This is a genomic window from Arthrobacter sp. Bi83, assembly GCF_918698095.1.
GTDB lineage: Bacteria > Actinomycetota > Actinomycetes > Actinomycetales > Micrococcaceae > Arthrobacter.
In genome coordinates, this window is the sequence record NZ_CAKKLY010000011.1 from 73,486 (window position 1) to 93,821 (window position 20,336).

Sequence of the window (20,336 nt, forward strand, 5' to 3'; positions counted from 1 at the left end):
CGGACTGACAACCAAGCAAAAGGAAAGCATGAAGGACATAACGCTCGGGCTCGTCGGCGTCGGCCGCATCGGGGTGATGCACGCCGGCAACATCGCGTCGCTGAACAGCGTGCTGCAGCCGCAGGGGATCAACGTCCGGCTCAGGCTGACGGATGTTGCCGCGGACCACGCCCGCACCATCGCCCTGGGTCTGGGCGCGGAGTTCCTGCCGTCTGTGGAGGAGCTGATCGGATCGGGGATCGACGGCCTGGTCATCGCCACCGGCACGGGCACGCACCCGGAGCTGATCAGGGCGGGCGTGGACGCCGGCATTCCGGTGTTCTGCGAGAAGCCGGTAGCCATGAACGTGGCGGATTCGCTGCCCGTCCTGGACTACATCCGGGCAAATCAGGGAACCGTCCAGATCGGGCACCAGCGGCGGTTCGACGCCGGCTATCTCGAGGCCAAGCGCGCCTTCGAGGCAGGCGAGCTTGGCTGGATCCACTCGCTGCGCGCCGTCACCTGTGACATGGCGCCGCCGCCCGTGGAGTTCCTGGCGACCTCGGGCGGGTTGTTCCGCGACTGCTCAGTCCATGATTTTGACATTCTGCGCTGGCTCACCGGCCGGGAAATCATGGAGGTCTATGCCAAGGGCTCCAACAACGGGGACCCCGCCATCGGGGCAGTGGGGGACGTGGACACCGCACTTGCCGTGGTGACGTTCGACGACGGCACGCTGGGTTCCGTAGGGGCCTCCCGCTACAACGGGGCCGGGCACGACGTCCGCCTGGAAATCCAGGGTTCGGCCGGTTCCCTCATGGTGGGCCTTGACGAGAAATCAGCAGTGACCTCCGCGGAAGCCGGGATTGGGTTCCCGTCGGGAGCCTCCCACAAAACCTTCGCGGAGCGCTTCGACCAGGCCTACCGCTCCGAGGTGGAGGCCTTCGTGGAGCTGGTGCTCGGCCGGCGGGAAAACGCCTGCACGCCGGAAGACGCCGTGGCGGCCTCCCGGGTTGCTGACGCCGCCCAAGAGTCGCTCGAAACCGGGCTGCCCGTGCGGCTGGCTGCCGCCGTGGCACTCTAAGGGCGGAGCTTCCCTGGACGGAGCTTCTCAGGGTGGTGCCGGAAACCGGCAGGCTAGCGGTTTCGCCGGCAGACGTCCACGAAGGCGCGGAACGGCGCCAGCCGCTGGACCTCTGGCAGTTCGACCGCCTCGGGATGCCACTGGACCGAGGCCACCCACCGCTCAGGGTCCTCAAGTGCCTCCACGGTGCCGTCCTCCGCCACCGCGGTCACCACCAGGCCTGGTGCCACCTGCGCCACGGCCTGGTGGTGGCCCGACGCGATCTTCACGCTGCCTGCACCTGAGATGCCGGGGACGGGATCTGCGACGGCGCCGTACAGACGCGCCACCTTGGAGCCCGGCGTCATCGCCACGTCGTGCCAAGCCCACAGTCCGCCGCCTTCAGCGGGGCTGTCGCGGTGCGGCACGGTGCCCGGTGCCATGTCCTGAATCAGCGTTCCGCCGTAAAGGACGTTGAGCAGCTGGTGGCCGCGGCAGATGCCCAGCAGGGGGAGCCCTGCGTCGATTGCCTGGCGCGCCACCGCAATGTCCAGTCTGTCCTGTTCCGGGTTGACGTCGTAGCAGGTGCCGCCCGGAACTTCGCCGTAAAGCCGCGGGTCGAGGTCGCCGCCGCCGGGGAGTACGACGCCGTCGAGCGCCTCAGGCGCGCCGGCGCGCCTGCCGCCGTCGAGCACGCCGCCCTCCACCAGATCGGGGGTCAGCAGCACCGGTTCGCCGCCGCCGTCGCGCACGAGGTCCACGATGTAATCGAAGAGGCCGTTGGCCTCTGCCACCCGGGGGTCTGGATCGGCTGAACTGCTGAGCCGGACAGGGATGCCGATGCGCGGGCTGCCGGCAGGCGATGAATTCTGCATGCTCAAATTCTGCACCAATTCTTAGCGGCTAGGCTGGCCGGATGAACAACCGATATCTCGTGTCCAGGGACCGCTTCATCGCCGCCGCGCCGGCCCGGATCTTCGAGGTCCTGGCCACTCCGGCCCTGCACAGCGAAATCGACGGTTCGGGCACGGTGAGGGGCGCCCAGCCCCGCGGCCCGGAACGGCTTGGGCCGGGGGTTGAGTTTGGTATGGAAATGAACGTCAAGGTGGACTACAAGATTCTGAACACCGTGACGGAATTCGAAGAAGGGCGCAGGATCGGCTGGCGCCACTTCTACGGGCATGTCTGGCGCTACCTGCTGGAGCCGGCCACGGACGCCGCCGGAATCCCCGGCACGCTTGTCACAGAGCAGTGGGACGCACGCCAGGTCCGCGGCAAGTTCTTCCTCCGGCTGGCAGGGTACCTCCGGCGCCACCCCGACAATATCGAAAACACCCTCGCCAGGTTGGATACCTACGTTTCGGACTCATACGCTGCCGGCCGACGCACTGCCGGCTGACGCGTAGCCGACTGACGTTCAGCCGGGGCATTTTCCGCGGTCCGCCGCCGTTTCTGTAGTGTTAGGCCCATCGAGGGCAGCATGCAAGGCGAAAGTGGGTCGTTCCAATGGGTCGCAGGACACTGGTTGACGACCTCGTCGACGGCCTGCTGGACGACATCCTTGACGGCAGGCTGAAGCCGCACGATGCGCTGCCCCCGGAGGCCGACATCGCCAAGGCCTACGACGTCAGCCGCCTGACGGTCCGCGAGGCGCTCAAGGCCCTGCGGGCGCAGAACATCCTTTACGTCAAGGCGGGCCGCGGAACCTTCGTGAATCCCGCGGACAACTGGACCGGCCTTGACGCGATCATCAAGGCGGCGTCATACGGCAACGCCGAGGACCAGGTCTCCAGGGGGCTCATTGAGGTGCGGCGCATGGTGGAGACCGGCGCGGCCGCGCTCGCCGCCAGGCGCCACACGCCGGAGCACGCCGAGGACATGCGCCGGTCGATCGCCGACATGAAGCGGTTTCACGAATCCGGCGACCTTGACGGCTTCGTGACCGCGGACATCGCGTTCCATGACGTGGTGCTGAAGGCTTCGGGCAACCCGTTCGTGCGTGCCTTGCTCGCCCAGCTCGGCCAGTCCCTGTACCGCGCCCGCCGCGAGACTTCCGCGGTCGAGGAGATCCAGCGCCACGCCATCGCCTTTCACCAGCGCGTGCTGGACAGCATCCTCACCGGCGACTCCGAGCTTGCCCGCCGGGCGATGGACGAGCATATGGACCAGACGTTCGAGGACTACGAACGCTACGTCCACGGCACGAAGTCCTGAGCTGAACCCACCGGCCTTGACGTAATGCGCGTCACCCTTCTATGCTTTTGCTCATGTTCTTCCGTCAGATGTCTGACATCAGATTCAAATAAGAATCAAAAAACGCTCTGATCTGGAGCGGACAGAACCCCCCATAAAAGCATCGGATTCCTCCGCGCGAAGCCGCCGGCCCGGAACCGTCAGATAGAAGGTCGATGATGACTTCATTAACCACAAAGTCCGGACTCGGCGAGCTTGGCGACCGCACACTCCGCAAAGTCCGCCGCCGCGTCATGCCCCTGATCGTTCTCCTGTACTTCGTTGCGTACCTTGACCGCAACAACGTGGGCTTCGCCAAGCTCACCATGAGTGAGGACATCGGCCTCACCTCTGCAGCCTACGGGCTGGGCGCAGGCATCTTCTTCCTCGGCTACGCGCTGCTCGAAATCCCGAGCAACGCCGGAATGTACCGGTTCGGAGCCCGCAAGTGGCTGGCCCGCATCCTCATCACGTGGGGCATATTCGCCGCGGCCATGTGCCTCGTGAACGGTGAGACCACCTACTACATCATCCGGTTCCTGCTGGGCGCCGCTGAGGCAGGGTTCTTCCCCGCCATCCTGTTCTACCTGACCCTGTGGTTCCCCGCAGCGCAGCGCGTCACCGTGCTGGGCATCTTCATCCTCGCCCAGCCGGTCTCCAACGCCCTCGGCGCCCCGGTTTCCGGCCTGCTGCTCCAGATGGACGGAGTCCTCGGACTGCACGGCTGGCAGTGGCTCTACATCCTCGAAGGCATCCCGGCCATCCTCCTCGGCCTGCTCACCCCGATCCTCATGACGGACCGTCCGCGGGACGCCAAGTGGCTCAACAACGACGAGCGCGAATGGCTCGCCACCACCATGGACGCCGAACTGGCGGCCAAGTCCCAGGGCGGCAGCCATAACTTCCTGGCCGGCCTCAAGGACAAGCGCACCCTGGTCTACTCTGCCCTGTACTTCGGCCTGGTCTGCGGCATCTACGGTCTGGGCCTCTGGATGCCCACCATCGTTGCCGCGCTGGGCAAGTTCTCCACCGCGGAGGTCGGGTTTATCGTCCTCATTCCGTACGCCATCGCAGCGGTGTTCGTGTACTTCTGGAGCAAGCGTGCAGACAAGACCGGCAAGCGGGCCTGGCACAGCGCGGTCAGCATGGTGCTCGCCGGCGTGGGCCTGCTGGCCGCAGGCTACCTGCTCCCGATCAACCCGGTTCTGGCACTCATCGGCCTGACGGTCTCGGCCATGGGCATTTACGGCGCCATCGCCCCCTTCCTGTCCATGCCGTCCGCGGCGCTGACCGGTGCGGCAGCAGCCTCCGGCCTTGCCATGGTCAACTCCCTCGGAAACCTCGGCGGCTTCGTGGCCCCCTATGCGGTCGGACTCCTCAAGGACGCCACCGGCAACAACCAGAGCGGTCTGTTGTTCCTGTCCTTCTGCCTCTGCGTCACGGCGGTCGCCACGTACTTCTATGCGCGGAAGCGCCCCGAAGGCGATGCCGCTCTGGACCCCGCCGTCGCAGCTGCAGCCAAAGCCACCATCTCCCGCTAAGAACCACCCAGCGAACCACACGAAGGAATATCTGCAATGAGCTCAACCACTGCTTTCCCCGCCGACCGCACAGTCGTGCTGACCGGTGCGGCCTCCGCCCGCGGCATCGGCCGCGCAGCTGCCGACCGCATGGCCAGCGAGGGCTGGTCCATCGCGATCCTGGACATCAACGCCGAAGACGCGAAGGCCGCAGCTGCAGAGATTGGCTCCAACCGTGCGGTGAAGGCCATCGGTGTCGGCGCGGACGTCTCCGACGCTGCCTCGGTGGACCGTGCGATCAGCGAAATCGAAGAGTCGCTGCCGCCGATCGTGGCCCTGGCCAACCTCGCGGGCATCAGCTCTCCGACGACGTTCATGGAAACCACCGTGGAGGAGTGGGACAAGGTTTTCGCGATCAACATGCGTGGGACGTTCATCGTCTCCCAGCGTGTCCTCAAGGGCATGATCGAGCGCAAACTCGGACGCATCGTGAGCATTTCCTCGATCTCGGCGCAGCGCGGCGGCGGCACCTACTCCAAGGTTGCCTACAGCGCCTCCAAGGCCGGCATCATCGGATTCACCCGGGCGCTGGCCCGTGAGGTGGGCGAGTTTGGCGTGACCGTCAACGCCATCGCCCCCGGCCCTATCGACACCGACATCATGGGCGGCACGCTGTCCGATGAGCGCAAGGCGCAGATGTCCGAAGGCATCATGATGGGGCGCGTCGGCACCCGGGAAGAGGTTGCTGCACTCATCTCCTTCCTGCTGGGCCAGGACTCCGGCTACATCACCGCCGCCACCTATGACATCAACGGCGGTCTCCAGGTCTCCTGACCTGATCCCACCAGCAACACCGGAAGTGCCCCGCAGCCCGCTGCGGGGCACTTCCGCGTTCCAGCCCGCTTGGCTGGCTCGGCTCGCACGGCCCGCTTCGCTGGCACGGCCCGCTTCGCTGGCACGGCCCGCTTCGCTGGCACGGCCCGCTTCGCTGGCACGGCCCGCTTCGCTGGCACGGCCCGCTTCGCTGGAACAGCCCGCTACGCTGGAACAGCCCGCTACGCTGGAACAGCCCGCTACGCTGGCACCATGAACCCCTCCGGCAGCCTGAACCCCAGCCCGCGGACCCTCGAGGTGGAGAGCGTCACCCGCTTTGACCAGCTCGTCAGCGCCGGAGCGAAGACCATGCATGGCTGGCACGCACAGTCCCTCGACCTGCGCGGCAGGGCTCCGGTCCTCGCCGCCATGGAGGCGGAAGGCGCCATCTTCATGGGCTGCACGTTCGATCCCGGGGTGGAAGACTCGCTCCGCCGGCGCGGTGCCCTGATATTTCCCAAGCTGGCCGGCGTGCCGTTCGATGCCTACCGCGGTGAGCTGTACACGCCCCAGGAGCTCTACGCCGGCATCCTGGACGTGCCGTACGAGGAAACGCGGGATGCCCTCGTGTACCAGTGGAGTATCCGCCCCGGCCAGCGCCGGCACCTCGATGCCACGCTGGCGGCTGCCCTGCATGACCACGCGATCGGCGACGCCCTGGAGGAGCTGGCCCGCTCCGTCCTGGGCGGGGGACGCGCCATCGTCGGGGTCATGGGCGGCCACGCGTCGCAGCGGGGAAGCGCGGGATTTGCCGAGGCCGCAACGCTGGGCAGGCTGCTGGCCCGCAGCGGCAGGATGGTGGCCACGGGCGGCGGCCCTGGGGCGATGGAGGCAGCAAACCTGGGCGCCTACCTCAGCGAGGCACCAGACCAGGATTTCCGGGGTGTTCTCACCGAACTGGCTTCCGTCCCCGGCTTCCGGCCCTCGGTGTCAGCGTGGGCACGGGCCGCGGCGGCCGTCGTCACGCGTTTCCCTCACGGAACGTCGTCGCTGGGCATCCCCACCTGGTTTTATGGCCACGAACCGCCCAACTTCTTCGCGACACACATTGCCAAGTACTTCGCCAACGCGGTCCGCGAGGCCGTCCTCCTGGAGCTGTGCAAGGGCGGCATCGTGTTCCTGCCGGGCTCGGCCGGGACCATCCAGGAGATCTTCCAGGATGCGTGCGAGAACTACTACGGTGCATCGGAAACCGTGACCCCCATGGTGCTGGTGGGACGGGAACACTGGGAGCGGCATCATCCGGCCTGGCCCATGCTGCAGAGCCTGGCTCACGGGAGGGCGATGGAGCAGCGGATCTTTTTGGTGGACAGCGTGGACGAGGCACTCGCGGTTTTGGGCAGCTGATGACTGGAGAGGCTGGGTCCTGAAAGCCGATCCCGCTTAGAGGTCCTTCCGGCACGGGGCCTTGCCAAGAGCCTGCAGTCCGCTGAGGTCCCCCGCCGCCAGACCGTCGGGCGCGCCGATCTCCGGGTACATCAGCTGAACGGGGTCATCCACGTGTTCAAGCCCCATGACGTGGCCGAGCTCGTGCAGGATGACGGCGGTGGCATATCCGGGACCGTCCGGACGGTTGAGTTCCGCGGCAATCTGCGGGGCGTCGAGCTCGAGGCTTCCGGTGACGAAGCTCTTGGGCCCGTCCCCATAGCTGTAGTGCGTGCTGCCCCCGGTGCCGATGATCTTGCCCTTGAGCCTGGGTGCCGCCCCCGGAGTGGTCCAGCTGATGAGCAGCGGAGCCCACCTCTCGCCGTAGGTCTCGGGCTGGTAGGGGGCGCGCGATTCCGAGGGCTGTTCGTCGGTGGCCCCGTCGTTGATGAAACGGATGCCCGTGGCCCGGGACACCGTCTCGATCGCCGCGGGGACCAGCCCGGCCGCGCCCTCCGGCGCCAGGCCGGCGTTCACTACGTAGTGCAGCGGCCGGCAGGGCGAATATCCAACCGGAGTGCCGTCGTCGTTGGTGGCCAGGAACTTATACGAATCACTCGGTTCCGGCGGGGGCGCCGGCGTTCCCAGCGGTGCTGCTGCCTCTTCGACGCCGGGCGGCGGTGCGCCTGCGGCCCGGCCGCCCGTGCCGGGCTGCCCTGCCTGGCCGGCCTCCTGCCCCTGGCCGGCCCCACCGGCCCGGTCCGTCTGCCCGGGCCTGGGCTGGGCAGGATGTCCGTTGCCGGCCCCGAGCCGGAACTCTAGGAGGCTGGCAAAACGGGGGGCCCCGTAGGCGAAGCCCGCCGCCACGAATGCTGCACACCCGATGGCGGTTATCAGGACGAGGTTGCGGATGAACCTGCTGGCTGCGCTGGCGGTCCCGGAATGGCGCGGGTGTTTCCGGTGCCGCTGCCCGCTATCCGTGTCACGGCGTTCATCGTCAGGTGCGCGCAGGCCGGTGTCTTCTCCGGCCGGCTCTTCTTCCACTACTGCGTCTCCCCGGCGCCGAGAGCTCCGGCCAGCCGCACTAGGCGATCACGGCGCCGAACGCCATGCCCAACACGTAGGTGACTCCGGCTGCTCCCAGCCCGATGGCCAACTGGCGAAGACCGCGGGTCAGGGGAGAGGTGCCGGAAAGGAGACCGACGACGCCACCCGTCGCCAGCAGCGCCATGCCCACCAGCACGGCGGCCACCACGAGCGCGCCCACGCCGGTCATGCCGAACAGGAAGGGAATGACGGGGACGATCGCGCCGGAGGCGAAGAAGCAGAAACTGGACAGCGCGGCGCCCCAGGCGGTGCCCACGGCCTCGTGCTGATCCTCGGTCTCCGGGAGCTCGGGCTGGAGCGAGAGGCTCGGGTCGCAGTCGCAGCTGAAGAGGCCCATCCGCTCGGCCACCCGGTGTTCCGCGGCCTCGCGGGACATGCCCCGGGCCAGATAGACCAGCAGGAGCTCGTTGTGCTCAATATCCAGCTGCGGCGCCGCGGCGAGCGTCACCTGTGTGGGTCGCGTGGCGGCCAGAAGCTCACGCTGCGAACGGACGGAGACGAATTCGCCCGCGCCCATGGAGAACGCGCCGGCCAGCAGGCCGGCGATGCCGCTCAGCAGAACCACGGTGCTGGCCACGCCGGTGGCGGCCATGCCCATTACGAGCGACAGGTTGCTGACGAGGCCGTCGTTGGCGCCGAAAACGGCCGCCCGGAAGGTTCCGGCCAGCCGGTTGCGGCCCCGCGTGGCCAGGCCGCGCACCACTTCCTCATGAATCTGTTCGTCCGCCGCCATGGCCGGAGTGGCGGAGGGCTCCTTGGTGTAGGGGGAGCGGCCCTCGGCACGCTGGGCCAGGGCCAACACGAAAACGGAACCGAAGTGCCGGGCAAGGAGGCCCAGCAGCCGGCTGCGGGCGGAGGCGCGGCGCGGCTTGCCCGCGTGCTCGCCGAGGAGCTTGAGCCAGTGGGCTTCGTGGCGTCCCTCGGCCTCGGCGAGGGCCAGGAGGATGGCCCGTTCTTCGCCGGAGCGGCTTTGCGCGAGGTCCCGGTAGACGGCAGCCTCGGCGCGTTCGTCGGCCAGATACTGGCGCCAGCGTTTCACGTCCGCTGCGTTTGGGGTACCGGCGGGCGATGCGTGTGCGGCCGGGCTGGTTTCGCTGTGGCGGTCAGATTTTGCGTGCTGAGACACGGGAACTCCTGGGCTAGATGAGGCATGGTTCGGCCCCATTGCAACGACCAGCTTACCCCGCAATTCCGCGGATTTTCGGCCGGTATTCCTCAGGCGGAAATTTAGGGACCCCGTAAATGCGCGGTTCCGAGAACGGTTTCCTGACGCTCTGCCGCGGGGCCCTTGACCGTCCACAAGGGTGGTGATCTGATGAAAACGTGCCTCGTTGACGGAGGGCACGGAAGTCCAATCACACGGAGGTCTGCATCATGAACACCACCGGATCACGCCCCGAGCCCGACGCCCGCCACACACTGGAATCCGACCCCGCCTACGATTTCGCCGAGGACGCGCCGGTCGACGAAGACTGGGATACCGAGGACGAGTTCATCGACTCCGAGGAGAGAGTTGTTCCCGTCGCGCCGGAAGCCGTTGACGACGACGAGCGGGTGGTGTCGTTGGATGCCGACGAATTCCGCGGGGACGAAGGCTACGAAGAATAAGGACACGCGCTCAAACCCCGGCGCTTAGAGCCGAACGCTTAAACCCCGACGGCGGTGACTTCCCCGCGAAGGGAAGGCACCGCCGTCGTGATTAATTCAGTTTGCCTAATGCGCCGCGTGGCTGGCTACCGGGTGAGCCTCCAGGGACAGTTCCTCGGACACGGCTCCGGCGACGCGCTTGTCCCACGCTTCGCGGACTTCGGGATCCGTGGGTGGCGTGAGTACGGATATCACCAAGTACACTGCCAGCGAGGCCCCAAGGCCCCAGTAGATGGGATCGTTGGCGTAGACGCCGTCCTCGCTCGGGATGATTCCCGTGGCATACATGATCAGCAGGCCAAGGGTCAGGACCGAGCCCACGGCCATGGACCAGGCGGCGGCGATGCCGGTGCCGCGCTTCCAGACCAGGCCGCCGAGGATGGCTACCAGCAGGCCGCCCACCAGGATGTCATAGGCGATGGTCAGGGCCACCACGACGTCCTGGGCTGCCATGGAGATCAGCACCGCCACGATGCCCAGGCCAAGGACCCAGTAACGGTTGGCCTTGACGTCGTGCTCGGGGTTTTCGGTGTCGTCGGTGTTGATCGTCTTGCCGAACCAGCTGGCCACGAACGGCACAACGTCAGCGCGGGCCACCGTTGCCGCAGCGATGAGGGCGCCGGAGGCGGTGGACATCATGGCGGCGACGGCTGCGGCCATGACCAGGCCGCCGATGCCGATCGGCAGGATGTGGGTGGCAACCTCGGCGTAGACAACGTCCTTGCCGAGATTGGCGACGTCGATGTCGGGCAGGGCCACACGGGCGGCCAGGCCGATCAACGCGCCGGCGACGCCGTACAGGATGCAATAGACACCTGCGGTGGCGCCGCCCCAGCGGGCCACGGTGGGGGTCTTGGCGGTGAAGACGCGCTGCCAGATGTCCTGGCCGATCAGCAGGCCAAGGGTGTACACCACGAAGTACGTGATGATGGTCTGCACGCCGATGCCGTCGAGCTGGAAGAAGCTCGCGTCAACGCGGGCACGGATGCCGTCGAGGCCGCCCGCGGCGTTAAGGACGAACGGGAGCATGAGGAAGAAGATGCCCACCGTCTTGATGATGAACTGCACCTGGTCGGCGAGGGTGATGGACCACATGCCTCCGATGGTGGAGTACACCAGCACAATGGCGCCGCCGACGGCGATGGCGAGCCAGCGCTCCCAGCCGAACAGGACCACGAAGATGGTGGCGTAGGCGCCCGTGGAGGTGGCGCAGAGCATCAGGGTGTAAGCCAGCATGACGATGCCGGAGGTCTGGGTGGCGCGCTGGCCGTAGCGCAGGCTCAGCATCTGGGAGACCGTGTAGATCTTCAGCCGCTGGAGGGTCCCGGCAAAGAGCAGGCTCAGCAGGAGCACACCCGCGCCGATTGCGACGACAAGCCACATGCCGGAGATGCCGAACTTGTAGCCGAGGCCCACGCCGCCCACCGTTGAGGCGCCGCCGAGCACGACGGCGGCCATGGTTCCGGTGTAAAGGAGCGGGCCCAGCCTGCGGCCGGCCACCAGGTAGTCACTGTTGTTCTTGGTGCGGGACTTGCCCCACCAGCCGAAGGCCAGCATCGCGGCGAGGTACACCACCACGATGGCAATATTGACGAAGTTTGCGTCCATGATTCTTGGGGCTCCTCGGAGCTCTGGCAGCTTTACGGTAATCCGGAGCGCAGTTGGGGTACGCGGTTTGGGCTGCTCTAAAGGGGAAAACTGAAGGGATCGAGCTCTGTTGCTTCGCATGCAACAGTTGTTGCCAACAAGCGTAGGGTGTGATCGGAGTAACAGTCAAGACGCAATCTTCTGTGACGCGGTTCCCGGGCCGTCGGATCGGCGGGGTGCCGCTAGTATGGCTCCAAAGATGGGGCCGAGCGGCCGGCCGTGAAAGGTTCGTAAATGAAGGCACTTCCAGTTGAGCCGAGCAATGTTCCGGTTGCCATCGGTTCAAGAATCCGTGCCGCCCGACAGTCGCAGCGGCTCACAATTGAACAGGTGGCGGATGCCACCGGGCTGACCAAGGGCTTCCTGAGCCGGGTCGAGCGGGACCTCACCTCGCCCTCTGTCGCCTCGCTGGTGACCCTGTGCCAGGTCCTCTCCATTTCCATTGGCGACCTGTTTGCCGCGCCTGAAACCCACCTCACAAAGCGCGACGCCGGCCCCCGCATTTCGCTGGGCGGCGAAGGGATCGTTGAGCGGCTGCTGACCGCTCGGTCGGAGCGGCGCGTTCAAATCATCCAGGCCGTCATCGAGCCGCTGGGCCGCGGCGAGTCCGAGCTCTACGCTGTTGATTGCGACGTCGATGTGCTCCATGTCATTAAGGGCACCATCAAGCTCATCCTCACCAATGAGGAGTATGAGCTCAACACCGGGGATACCGTCACGTTTCCGGGGCGCGAACCCCACACTTGGGTGAATCCCACAAACGAGGCCGTCGAGGTCCTCTGGGTCCTGGTTCCCGCCGCCAGCCGCTAGGAGCGTGGCGCGGGTCTGACGCTTGATGCGGACCGCTGGCTGAGGCGGACTGCTGCCGCCTGCTCCAGCGGTGCCTGCCGGCGGCGTGGTGAGATGTACGTCACATTCCGGACATCTCCCGTACACGCGTAATTCACACCCGGAGCCCGCCTGTTACATGCCCGCAAAGCAGAATGCTGCCAGCGGAAACACGGGTTTTGTAGTCTCGGCCCGGGGAATTCGAAACAGTCTGGCTATCGACCGGTCACGGTCTCGCAGGTCTCGCCACATGCACGCCTCCGGGCGGCAAATCCGAGGAAGGCTCCCGCGATGGATCATCTTTTTCTCTCTGTAAGGCTCGAAACAGACCCGCTTGCCCTGGATCCTGGCGCGACCGCCTGGATGCTGGCGGCCTCGGCGCTGGTGCTCCTGATGACACCCGGCCTGGCCTTCTTCTATGGCGGCCTGGTGCGGATGAAGTCAGTCCTGAACATCATGATGATGAGCTTTGGCGCCATGGGCGTGGTGGCCGTCGTCTGGGCGCTCTGGGGCTATGGGCTGGCGTTCGGCCCGGACACGTTGGGCGGCTGGGTCGGCGACCCGTTCGCCAACTTCGGCCTCGCCGGCCTGACAACTACGATCGGAACCAAGGCGGCCGGCCTTCCTGACATGGTGTTTATCGGCTTCCAGGCCACTTTTGCGATCATCACCGTCGCCCTGATCAGCGGCGCCGTGGCCGAACGGGTCCGGTTTGGGCCCTGGCTCCTGTTCTCGGCGCTCTGGGTGACCCTTGTTTATTCGCCGATTGCCCACTGGGTGTGGGGCGGCGGTATCTTCGGTGCGGAGGGCATCATCGGCAGCAAGATCGCGGCCCTGGATTTTGCCGGCGGCACCGTTGTCCACATGAATGCGGGCATGGCCGGCCTCATGCTGGCAGTGGTCCTCGGCAAGCGACTCGGCTTCATGAGGGACCCGAACATCCGTCCCCACAACCTCCCGTTTGTCATGCTCGGTGCGGGTCTGTTGTGGTTCGGCTGGTTCGGCTTCAATGCAGGATCCGAGCTGACGGCCGATGCCACTGCAGGCCTTGCCTGGACCAACACGCTGCTGGCAACCAGTGCCGCGCTCCTCGGCTGGCTGCTCGTGGAAAGGCTCCGCGACGGACATGCCACCTCTCTCGGGGCTGCCTCGGGTGCCGTTGCCGGGCTGGTGGCGATCACGCCGGCCTGCGGTTTCGTGGACCCGATGGCCTCCATTGCCATCGGTGCCGTGGCCGGCGGAGTGTGTGCCCTTGCTGTGGCTCTCAAGTTCAGGGTTGGGCTGGACGATTCCCTGGACGTCGTGGCAGTGCACTTCATCGGCGGGCTCTGGGGGACGCTGTCGCTCGGGTTCTTCGCCGTTCCGTCGTCTAAGACCGGGGGTGGACTGTTCTATGGCGGCGGACTCGCGCAGTTCTGGCCACAAATACTGACCGCGCTGATCGTCACCGCCTGGACAGCGGTCATGACCACGCTGATTGGGCTTGCCATCCACAAGACGATGGGGATGCGCGTTACCGATGCGGACGAACGTTCCGGCATCGACGTCACGGAGCACGCGGAGACAGCCTACGAACTGGCCATGGTGGGCGGCAGCTTCCACCCGGGTGAACATCGCGGCGCTGGCGCCGCTTCCTCGCCCGGAGGCAGCATGGCCGCTGATCCGGTCCGGGAAGCCGAGGCTGCCCGCGGCGGTGTCCCGCAGTGAAGCTCGTGACGGCCATTGTCCGTCCGGACAGGATCGGCGCCGTACGCGATGCCCTTGAGCGCTTCGGGGTAAACGGCATGACGGTCAGCCAGGCGAATGGCTACGGCCAGCAGCGCGGCCATGTTGAGGTCTTCCGCGGGGCTGAATACACCTCGGATCTTGTGCAGAAAATCCGCGTCGAGGTCTTGGTAACCGAGGATGCCGCCGACGGGGTGGTGGCCGCCATCATGTCCGGGGCGCGGACGGGGCGGTTTGGCGACGGCAAGATCTGGACCCTTGCGGTGCGTGACGCCGTCAGGGTGCGAACGGGGGAGCGGGGGGAAGCGGCAATCCGCTGAGGCGCGGGGCGCGCGCGGGGTAGGGCTAATTTGTAAACATATGATGCGCATTAGGCAACTTCGAGTGTATGATGGCTGTCACACCCACCTTTCATCCTCGAAGGAGAGGCGTTCCTTTGGAAGAGCTGCGCATCGAAGCCAACGGCAACCTTGGCCCCATCGATTCATCCCGTATTCCCCGCTACGCAGGAGCGGCCACGTATGCCCGGCTGCCCCGTTTGGACCAGGTACCCAAGGCGGACATCACGGTGGTCGGGGTCCCCTTCGACTCCGGAGTTTCCTACCGCCCAGGCGCCCGCTTCGGCGCCAACCACGTCCGCGAGGCCAGCCGTCTGCTGCGCCCGTACAACCCGGCCTGGGATGTCAGCCCGTTTGAGAACTGCCAGGTGGCTGACGCCGGCGACATGGCCGTCAATCCGTTCAACATCAACGAGGCCATCGAGACTATCCAGCAGAACGCCCTGGACCTGACTTCGTCCGACAGCAAACTGCTGACTCTCGGCGGTGACCACACCATCGCCCTGCCGCTGCTGCGCGCCGCCGCCGAACGCGCCGGCGGCCCGGTCGCCATGCTGCACTTCGACGCACACCTGGACACCTGGGACACCTACTTCGGCGCTGAATACACCCACGGCACCCCGTTCCGCCGGGCAGTGGAGGAAGGCATCCTGGACACCGAGGCCATCAGCCACATCGGTACCCGCGGCCCGCTGTACGGCAAGAAGGATCTCGACGACGACCACCGCTTCGGGTTCGGAATCGTCACCTCCGCAGACGTCTACTATCAGGGCGTGCTCGAGACCGTGGCCAAGGTCCGGGACCGCATCGGCAACCGCCCGCTGTACATCTCCGTGGACATCGACGTCCTTGACCCAGCCCACGCGCCCGGCACCGGAACCCCCGAGGCCGGCGGCATCACCAGCCGGGAGCTGTTGGAGATCATCCGCGGCTTCCGCGGCATGAACCTCGTGGGAGCCGACGTCGTTGAGGTCGCCCCCGCGTACGACCACGCGGAAATCACCGGCGTCGCGGCCAGCCATGTCGCCTACGAACTGGTGACCCTGATGGCCGACAATGCCGTTGAGGGAAACCGCTTCGGAACCGATAACGGCTACGCCGCCCAGGCGCTGGGCCAGGAAGCGCGGCGTCCGGCCGGGTTCTCCGCCCCCGGGGCAGACAACCGGGCCAGCGGGCGCATCGAAATCTCTGAGGCTGCCGGGGCGGTCAAGTGATCGACTTCGATCCCGGCACGGCAGCCCCCACCAAAGGGACCGGCGTCCGCAACGGCGGGGATCTCGTCGTCGAGACCCTCGAAGCGCTGGGTGCGAAGACGGTCTTTGGCATTCCCGGCCAGCATGCGCTGGGCCTGTTCGACGCGATGGGCCGCGGGAACCTGCAGTTCGTGTCCTCTCGCGTGGAAAATAACAGTGCCTTCGCCGCAGACGGTTATTCGCGTGCAACCGGCGAGGTCGGCGTACTGTTCCTGTCCACGGGTCCCGGCGCGCTGACGTCCCTGGCCGGCCTGCAGGAGGCCTATGCCACCGGCGTGCCGATGGTGGTCATTGCCAGCCAAATTCCGCTGGAGGGACTGGGTGCGCGCCGCAAGGGGATGCTGCACCAGCTCGATGACCAGAAGGCCTCGGCCGCGAACGTCACCAAGAGCCAGCGCCTGATCCAGCACGCCTCCGGTATTCCCTCCGCTATCCAGGACGCGTGGACCGAGGCGATCTCCTCACCACAGGGTCCCGTCTGGCTTGAGGTCCCGCAGAACGTGCTCCTCGACCCCATCATGGTGCCTCCCGTCGAGGACGCGCTCGCCGAAGCGGCGGACAACCCGCCGCGCGTTGAACTGGTCCGCGAAGCGGTTAAATGGCTGTCCACGGCGGAACGTCCGGCCATCATCGCCGGCGGCGGGACGCGACGGGGCCGGGCGGAGAAATCCCTGCTCTCCCTTGCGGAGAAGCTGCGCGCCCCCGTGATCTGTACTCCCGGCGGCAACGGGGCTTTCCCCTGGAGCCATGAGCTGTCGCTGCAGTCCTGGATCGAGGACAGGCACATGACGGACCTCCTCGAGGACGCGGACGTCCTGATCGTCGTCGGCTCCTCGCTGGGTGAGGTCACGTCTAACTACTTCACCTTTGAGCCGCGCGGCCGGATCATCCAGATCGACGCCGAACCCCGCGTGCTGGAGTCCAACCGGCCCGGGCTCGGTATCAGGGCCGACGCCGGACAGGCCCTCGCGGCCCTCGACGAGGCCCTTACGGAGCCGCACGGCGAGCGCGCCAGCTGGCACGGGACCTCGCCCGAGGACCTGGTCCGGGAGTCCCTGGCCAAGGTCAAGGGGCGGCTGGAATCCCAGGACCTCGGCAAGGAACTGAAGTTCATGGCTGACATCCGCGAGGCCGTCCCAGCGGCCATGCAGACGTTTTGGGACATGACCATCTCGGCCTACTGGGGCTGGAGCTGCTGGGACGCCCGGGAAGGGCAGTTCCATTCAGCGCAGGGCGCCGGCGGGCTGGGCTACGGGTTCCCAGCTGCGATCGGTGGGGCCGTGGGCCTGGAAACCGTGGGCACATCCGGCGGTTCGGCGCGGGTCCTGGCGGTATCGGGTGACGGTTCGGCCATGTACTCCATCTCGGAGTTGGCCACGGCCAAGCAGCACAACATCCCGGTCACCTGGCTGATCGTGGACGACGGCGGCTACGGGATCCTGCGCGAGTACATGGTGGGCGCATTCGGCAAGGCCACGGCCACCGAACTCGCACGCCCCGACTTCGTGAAGCTCGCCGAGTCCTTCGGCGTGCCGGCCACGCGGGTGGCCCCGGAGAATGTGGGGGACGCGCTGAAGGCGGGCTTCGCCGCGGACGGCCCGAACGTCGTCGTCGTCGAAACCCTGCTTAAGATGTTCGGCCCGACCCACCTGGCCCTGTAACTCCGTACCCCCTCACGCAGCGCGAACGGATAGTTGAGGCCCATTTCCTAACGGATTTGGGGCCTCAACTATCCGTTCGCGCTGCTGCATTTAAGGCACGGCCGCCTCGCCCCCAACCTGCTTAGTTTCCCAAAGCAACTATTCTAAGTTATAGTTGCTTCAGGCAAACAAGTAGGAGTTGTCCAATCATGGCAGTTGAGCCGAACACCGCGGCCGAACTCGTGCGGCAGATCTTCGACCTCCAGCGGGCGGTCCGGTGCGTTGCGGTTGCAAATGCGCGCGGAACCGACACCGGCGTCGCGCTGCAGGGCGTCCTCCGGTTCGTGGGGGAGAAGGAATCACGCGCCACGCATCTGGCCGCGCGGCTGGGTGTCAGCGCCCCCGTCCTGAGCCGGCACATCGCCGAACTCGAGGATCTTGGCCTGGTGCACCGGAGGCCGGACCCGGAAGACGGCAGGGCCCAGCTCGTGGCCCTGACCAACGCCGGACGCGTCAAGCTTCTCGAAATCGAGGAGCACCGCACTGCCACCCTGCAGGGATACCTGCGGGAGTGGAGCCAGCAGGACGCCGCGGAGACGGCGAAAGTTCTCCGGAATCTTGCGGAATCCCTTCGGGAATCCGCCCGGGCAATGGCGGCCGGACCCATCACTACGTCTTCCACCCTTTAGGAGCAGATACATGGCAAGCCACGCTGCCGCTACCGGAACGGCCCCGTCGCGCGCTTCGGCCCACCCTCCGCAGGCCGCTATGACCCACCGGCAGATCATGGAGGCCCTGACCGGGCTCCTTGCCGCCTTCTTCACCGCGATCCTCAGCAGCACCATCGTTGCGAACGCGCTGCCCACCATCATGTCCGAGCTCAAGGGCACGCAGACGGACTTCGCCTGGGTGATCACGGCCGCGCTCCTGGCCAACGCCGCCACCACGCCCATCTGGGGCAAGCTCGCCGACCTGTTCGACAAAAAGCTCCTGGTCCAGCTCAGCATCGTGATCTTCGTGGCCGGCTCAGTGATGGCGGGCCTCTCGGAAACCATCCCGCTGCTGCTCACCGCGCGCGTCGTCCAGGGCATCGCCATGGGTGGCCTGACAGCCCTGGCCCAGGCCATCATCGGCTCCATGATTCCGCCCCGCGACCGCGGCAAGTACTCCGGTTACATGGGCGCCGTCATGGCCGTCGGCACGGCCGGCGGCCCACTGCTCGGCGGGTTCATCGTGGACAGCCCGCTGGGCTGGCGCTGGACGTTTTTCGTCTGCGTGCCGCTCGCCGTCGTCGCCCTGATCCTGCTGCAGATCACCCTGAAAATCCCGCACATCAAGCGTCCCGCGAAGATCGACTGGCTCGGGTCCATCCTCCTGACCTCCGGCGTCAGCCTGCTGCTGATCTGGGTATCGTTCGCGGGCAACCCGGACTACTACGACTGGTGGTCCTGGCAGTCTGCGCTCATGGTGGGCGGTGGCGTGCTGCTCCTGGCTCTGCTGGTGTTCGTGGAATCCAAGGTTGCCCAGCCCATCATCCCGCTCAAGATCATCTCCGACCGCACTACGGCCCTGGCCATCCTCGCCTCGGTCGCCGTGGGAGTGGCCATGTTCGGCTCCTCCACCTTCCTCGGCCAATATTTCCAGGTGGCACGCGGCGCCACGCCCACCGAGGCCGGCCTGCTCACCCTTCCCATGATCGCCGGCAACCTGATCGGTTCGGTGGTCTCGGGGCTGCTCATTAGCCGCACCGGCCTGTGGAAGCGCTACCTGATCGCCGGCTCCATTCTGCTGATCGGCGGACTGGGCCTGGGCGGGACGATGGACCACACCACGGAACTGTGGCAGGCCGGAATCTTCACGGCCATCCTCGGACTGGGCCTCGGCATGCTGATGCAGAACCTCGTTCTGGCTGTGCAAAACACTGTCAGCGCCCGTGACATCGGCACGGCGAGTGCGTCCGTGGCCTTCTTCCGCTCGGTCGGCGGCGCAATAGGTGTCTCTGTCCTCGGCGCCATCCTCGGCAACCGTGTCAAGGAACTCGCCGCCCAGGGCTTCGCCGAAGCCGGAATTCGGGTCAACGGCGGTTCGTCCGGGGCGAGCCTTGACCTCGCCGACATGCCCGCCCCGGTGCGCGACATTATGAGGGCGGCATATGGCGATGCAACGGCGGAAATCTTCCTGATCGCCGGCGGCATCGCGGTTGTGGCCCTCATTGCTGTGCTGTTCATCAAGGAGCAGCCGCTGCGACGCACCGTTGACATCCGGCCAGAGACTGCTGCCACCGATCAGGCCAGCGCTGAGCAGACGGCCCCTGCCGGGGAAGCCGTCACCGTGGAGGGTTCAGGCCCTTCGGACGGTGGAGCCCCTTCGAATGGTGCAGTTCCGGCCGACGATGATCTGGACCGTGAGTTCGTGGAGGTACTCAACCGCCAGCTCGCCAACGAGGGCGCCAGTCTTGGCAACCCAGGCCTTACCGGTCCCCGTGAATCCGTGCGGCAAGCAGCCGTGCCAGGACTGCGCGCCCTGGACGAGCCGCCGGCACGGGCCAGGACCATGCTCGCCGACATGCGGACGAGGCCCGAGGACATGGTTCCACTGATCCAGCAAACCCAAAAGCTGCTTGCGGAGCAGCAGCTTCAGCTCGCCACGGCCCTCAACTCCGTTGTCCAGCAGGCCGAGCAGCAGCGGATCATCGCCGAGGAACAGGCCAAAGTGAGCGAGCAGCTGACGTCGCTTCGCAAACAACTGGCCAAGGAGCGCAAGCTCCAGCGTGCCGCTGCGCATTACATCGCTTCACACGGCAAACACGCCAGCGAATAGGAAGCGGACCGGCGGACGCCCGCCGTGCTTTGAGGAGCAAAAGCAGGAGCCGGAGCATCAAAGCAGGAAGCCCGACGGCGGCGGGCACCTCGATGGGTAGCTGACCGGCCCGCTCGTCCCACCTCCGCAAACAAAGCGCGAACGAACACTTGATGCCCTGGCGGTTTCTAGGGGTCGTTGCAACACCTGTTGGTTAGGTGGTTAGTAGTAAAGCACGTAAACGCTCGGCTGGGGTTTCCCAGCCGAGCGTTTTACGTGGCCGGCCGTTGAGTTTCTGAGCGACGAGTTCGAGGTCTTCG

At 66.4% G+C, this 20,336-nt stretch carries 18 protein-coding genes; 14 read left to right on the plus strand and 4 right to left on the minus strand.

The annotated features are described in order from the left end of the window. Positions 1-28 precede the first annotated feature (28 nt). The gene (locus LQ144_RS07630; RefSeq protein WP_230117973.1) at positions 29-1,063 is read left to right on the plus strand and encodes a Gfo/Idh/MocA family oxidoreductase; all 1,035 of its coding nucleotides are present in this window, start codon (positions 29-31) and stop codon (positions 1,061-1,063) included. Positions 1,064-1,116: 53 nt separating this feature from the next. Here LQ144_RS07630 and LQ144_RS07635 read toward each other — a convergent pair whose 3' ends face one another. After that, positions 1,117-1,917 (minus strand): gamma-glutamyl-gamma-aminobutyrate hydrolase family protein, encoded by an 801-nt coding sequence (locus LQ144_RS07635; RefSeq protein ID WP_230117974.1) that lies wholly within the window; start codon positions 1,915-1,917, stop codon positions 1,117-1,119. 41 nt (positions 1,918-1,958) lie between these two features. Between LQ144_RS07635 and LQ144_RS07640 the strand changes: the two genes are divergently transcribed. From LQ144_RS07640 to LQ144_RS07665, 5 genes are all read left to right on the plus strand, one after another. Next, entirely contained in the window at positions 1,959-2,441 is a 483-nt protein-coding gene (locus LQ144_RS07640) for an SRPBCC family protein (RefSeq protein WP_230117975.1), read from the plus strand. Positions 2,442-2,548: 107 nt separating this feature from the next. Then, positions 2,549-3,256 (plus strand): FadR/GntR family transcriptional regulator, encoded by a 708-nt coding sequence (locus LQ144_RS07645; RefSeq protein WP_230117976.1) that lies wholly within the window; start codon positions 2,549-2,551, stop codon positions 3,254-3,256. Positions 3,257-3,453: 197 nt separating this feature from the next. Beyond that, on the plus strand, positions 3,454-4,815 hold the full coding sequence (locus LQ144_RS07650) for an MFS transporter (protein WP_230117977.1): 1,362 nt from the start codon (positions 3,454-3,456) through the stop codon (positions 4,813-4,815). 36 nt (positions 4,816-4,851) lie between these two features. Further along, positions 4,852-5,628 carry an SDR family NAD(P)-dependent oxidoreductase gene (locus tag LQ144_RS07655; protein WP_230117978.1) on the plus strand — a complete coding sequence of 259 codons (777 nt, stop codon included), beginning with the start codon at positions 4,852-4,854 and terminating at the stop codon, positions 5,626-5,628. 252 nt (positions 5,629-5,880) lie between these two features. Further along, the gene (locus LQ144_RS07665; RefSeq protein ID WP_230117979.1) at positions 5,881-7,014 is read left to right on the plus strand and encodes an LOG family protein; all 1,134 of its coding nucleotides are present in this window, start codon (positions 5,881-5,883) and stop codon (positions 7,012-7,014) included. Positions 7,015-7,050: 36 nt separating this feature from the next. On the opposite strand, the gene LQ144_RS07670 is transcribed toward LQ144_RS07665, so the two are convergent. Both LQ144_RS07670 and LQ144_RS07675 read right to left on the minus strand, forming a co-directional pair. Beyond that, positions 7,051-7,917: a matrixin family metalloprotease gene (locus LQ144_RS07670; protein ID WP_230117996.1), complete on the minus strand. Its 867-nt coding sequence runs from the start codon at positions 7,915-7,917 to the stop codon at positions 7,051-7,053. 199 nt (positions 7,918-8,116) lie between these two features. Continuing rightward, positions 8,117-9,265, minus strand: coding sequence for a VIT1/CCC1 transporter family protein (locus tag LQ144_RS07675; RefSeq protein ID WP_230117980.1), 1,149 nt, complete (start codon positions 9,263-9,265; stop codon positions 8,117-8,119). Between the two features lie 248 nt (positions 9,266-9,513). Here LQ144_RS07675 and LQ144_RS07680 point away from each other — a divergent pair, with 248 nt between their 5' ends. Continuing rightward, positions 9,514-9,747, plus strand: coding sequence for a hypothetical protein (locus LQ144_RS07680; RefSeq protein WP_230117981.1), 234 nt, complete (start codon positions 9,514-9,516; stop codon positions 9,745-9,747). Positions 9,748-9,852: 105 nt separating this feature from the next. On the opposite strand, the gene LQ144_RS07685 is transcribed toward LQ144_RS07680, so the two are convergent. Continuing rightward, positions 9,853-11,394, minus strand: a complete 1,542-nt coding sequence (locus LQ144_RS07685) for a sodium:solute symporter (protein ID WP_230117982.1) — start codon at positions 11,392-11,394, stop codon at positions 9,853-9,855. Positions 11,395-11,667: 273 nt separating this feature from the next. Between LQ144_RS07685 and LQ144_RS07690 the strand changes: the two genes are divergently transcribed. The 7 genes from LQ144_RS07690 (at position 11,668) to LQ144_RS07720 (ending at position 20,037) form a co-directional block, all read left to right on the plus strand. Next, positions 11,668-12,243 carry a cupin domain-containing protein gene (locus tag LQ144_RS07690; protein WP_230117983.1) on the plus strand — a complete coding sequence of 192 codons (576 nt, stop codon included), beginning with the start codon at positions 11,668-11,670 and terminating at the stop codon, positions 12,241-12,243. 309 nt (positions 12,244-12,552) lie between these two features. Continuing rightward, entirely contained in the window at positions 12,553-13,968 is a 1,416-nt protein-coding gene (locus LQ144_RS07695) for an ammonium transporter (protein WP_230117984.1), read from the plus strand. Beyond that, a complete protein-coding gene (locus LQ144_RS07700) occupies positions 13,965-14,306 on the plus strand; it encodes a P-II family nitrogen regulator (protein ID WP_230117985.1) in 342 nt (113 codons plus the stop codon). The genes LQ144_RS07695 and LQ144_RS07700 overlap by 4 nt, the downstream gene beginning before the upstream one ends. Before the next feature lie 116 nt (positions 14,307-14,422). Continuing rightward, positions 14,423-15,538 (plus strand): agmatinase, encoded by a 1,116-nt coding sequence (speB, locus tag LQ144_RS07705; RefSeq protein WP_230117986.1) that lies wholly within the window; start codon positions 14,423-14,425, stop codon positions 15,536-15,538. Beyond that, positions 15,535-17,238 (plus strand): thiamine pyrophosphate-binding protein, encoded by a 1,704-nt coding sequence (locus LQ144_RS07710; protein ID WP_230117987.1) that lies wholly within the window; start codon positions 15,535-15,537, stop codon positions 17,236-17,238. The genes speB and LQ144_RS07710 overlap by 4 nt, the downstream gene beginning before the upstream one ends. 188 nt (positions 17,239-17,426) lie before the next feature. After that, positions 17,427-17,906: a MarR family transcriptional regulator gene (locus tag LQ144_RS07715; RefSeq protein WP_230117988.1), complete on the plus strand. Its 480-nt coding sequence runs from the start codon at positions 17,427-17,429 to the stop codon at positions 17,904-17,906. A 10-nt stretch (positions 17,907-17,916) separates the two neighbouring features. Further along, on the plus strand, positions 17,917-20,037 hold the full coding sequence (locus LQ144_RS07720; protein WP_230117989.1) for an MFS transporter: 2,121 nt from the start codon (positions 17,917-17,919) through the stop codon (positions 20,035-20,037). The last annotated feature ends 299 nt before the right edge of the window (positions 20,038-20,336 follow it).

What these genes read in the sequence shown, in the direction of transcription:
- LQ144_RS07630 (WP_230117973.1), top strand. Translation starts at nt 29, where the DNA reads ATGAAGGACATAACGCTCGGGCTCGTCGGCGTCGGCCGCATCGGGGTG.
- LQ144_RS07635 (WP_230117974.1), bottom strand. Translation starts at nt 1,917, where the DNA reads ATGCAGAATTCATCGCCTGCCGGCAGCCCGCGCATCGGCATCCCTGTC.
- LQ144_RS07640 (WP_230117975.1), top strand. Translation starts at nt 1,959, where the DNA reads ATGAACAACCGATATCTCGTGTCCAGGGACCGCTTCATCGCCGCCGCG.
- LQ144_RS07645 (WP_230117976.1), top strand. Translation starts at nt 2,549, where the DNA reads ATGGGTCGCAGGACACTGGTTGACGACCTCGTCGACGGCCTGCTGGAC.
- LQ144_RS07650 (WP_230117977.1), top strand. Translation starts at nt 3,454, where the DNA reads ATGACTTCATTAACCACAAAGTCCGGACTCGGCGAGCTTGGCGACCGC.
- LQ144_RS07655 (WP_230117978.1), top strand. Translation starts at nt 4,852, where the DNA reads ATGAGCTCAACCACTGCTTTCCCCGCCGACCGCACAGTCGTGCTGACC.
- LQ144_RS07665 (WP_230117979.1), top strand. Translation starts at nt 5,881, where the DNA reads ATGAACCCCTCCGGCAGCCTGAACCCCAGCCCGCGGACCCTCGAGGTG.
- LQ144_RS07680 (WP_230117981.1), top strand. Translation starts at nt 9,514, where the DNA reads ATGAACACCACCGGATCACGCCCCGAGCCCGACGCCCGCCACACACTG.
- LQ144_RS07685 (WP_230117982.1), bottom strand. Translation starts at nt 11,394, where the DNA reads ATGGACGCAAACTTCGTCAATATTGCCATCGTGGTGGTGTACCTCGCC.
- LQ144_RS07690 (WP_230117983.1), top strand. Translation starts at nt 11,668, where the DNA reads ATGAAGGCACTTCCAGTTGAGCCGAGCAATGTTCCGGTTGCCATCGGT.
- LQ144_RS07695 (WP_230117984.1), top strand. Translation starts at nt 12,553, where the DNA reads ATGGATCATCTTTTTCTCTCTGTAAGGCTCGAAACAGACCCGCTTGCC.
- LQ144_RS07715 (WP_230117988.1), top strand. Translation starts at nt 17,427, where the DNA reads ATGGCAGTTGAGCCGAACACCGCGGCCGAACTCGTGCGGCAGATCTTC.
- LQ144_RS07720 (WP_230117989.1), top strand. Translation starts at nt 17,917, where the DNA reads ATGGCAAGCCACGCTGCCGCTACCGGAACGGCCCCGTCGCGCGCTTCG.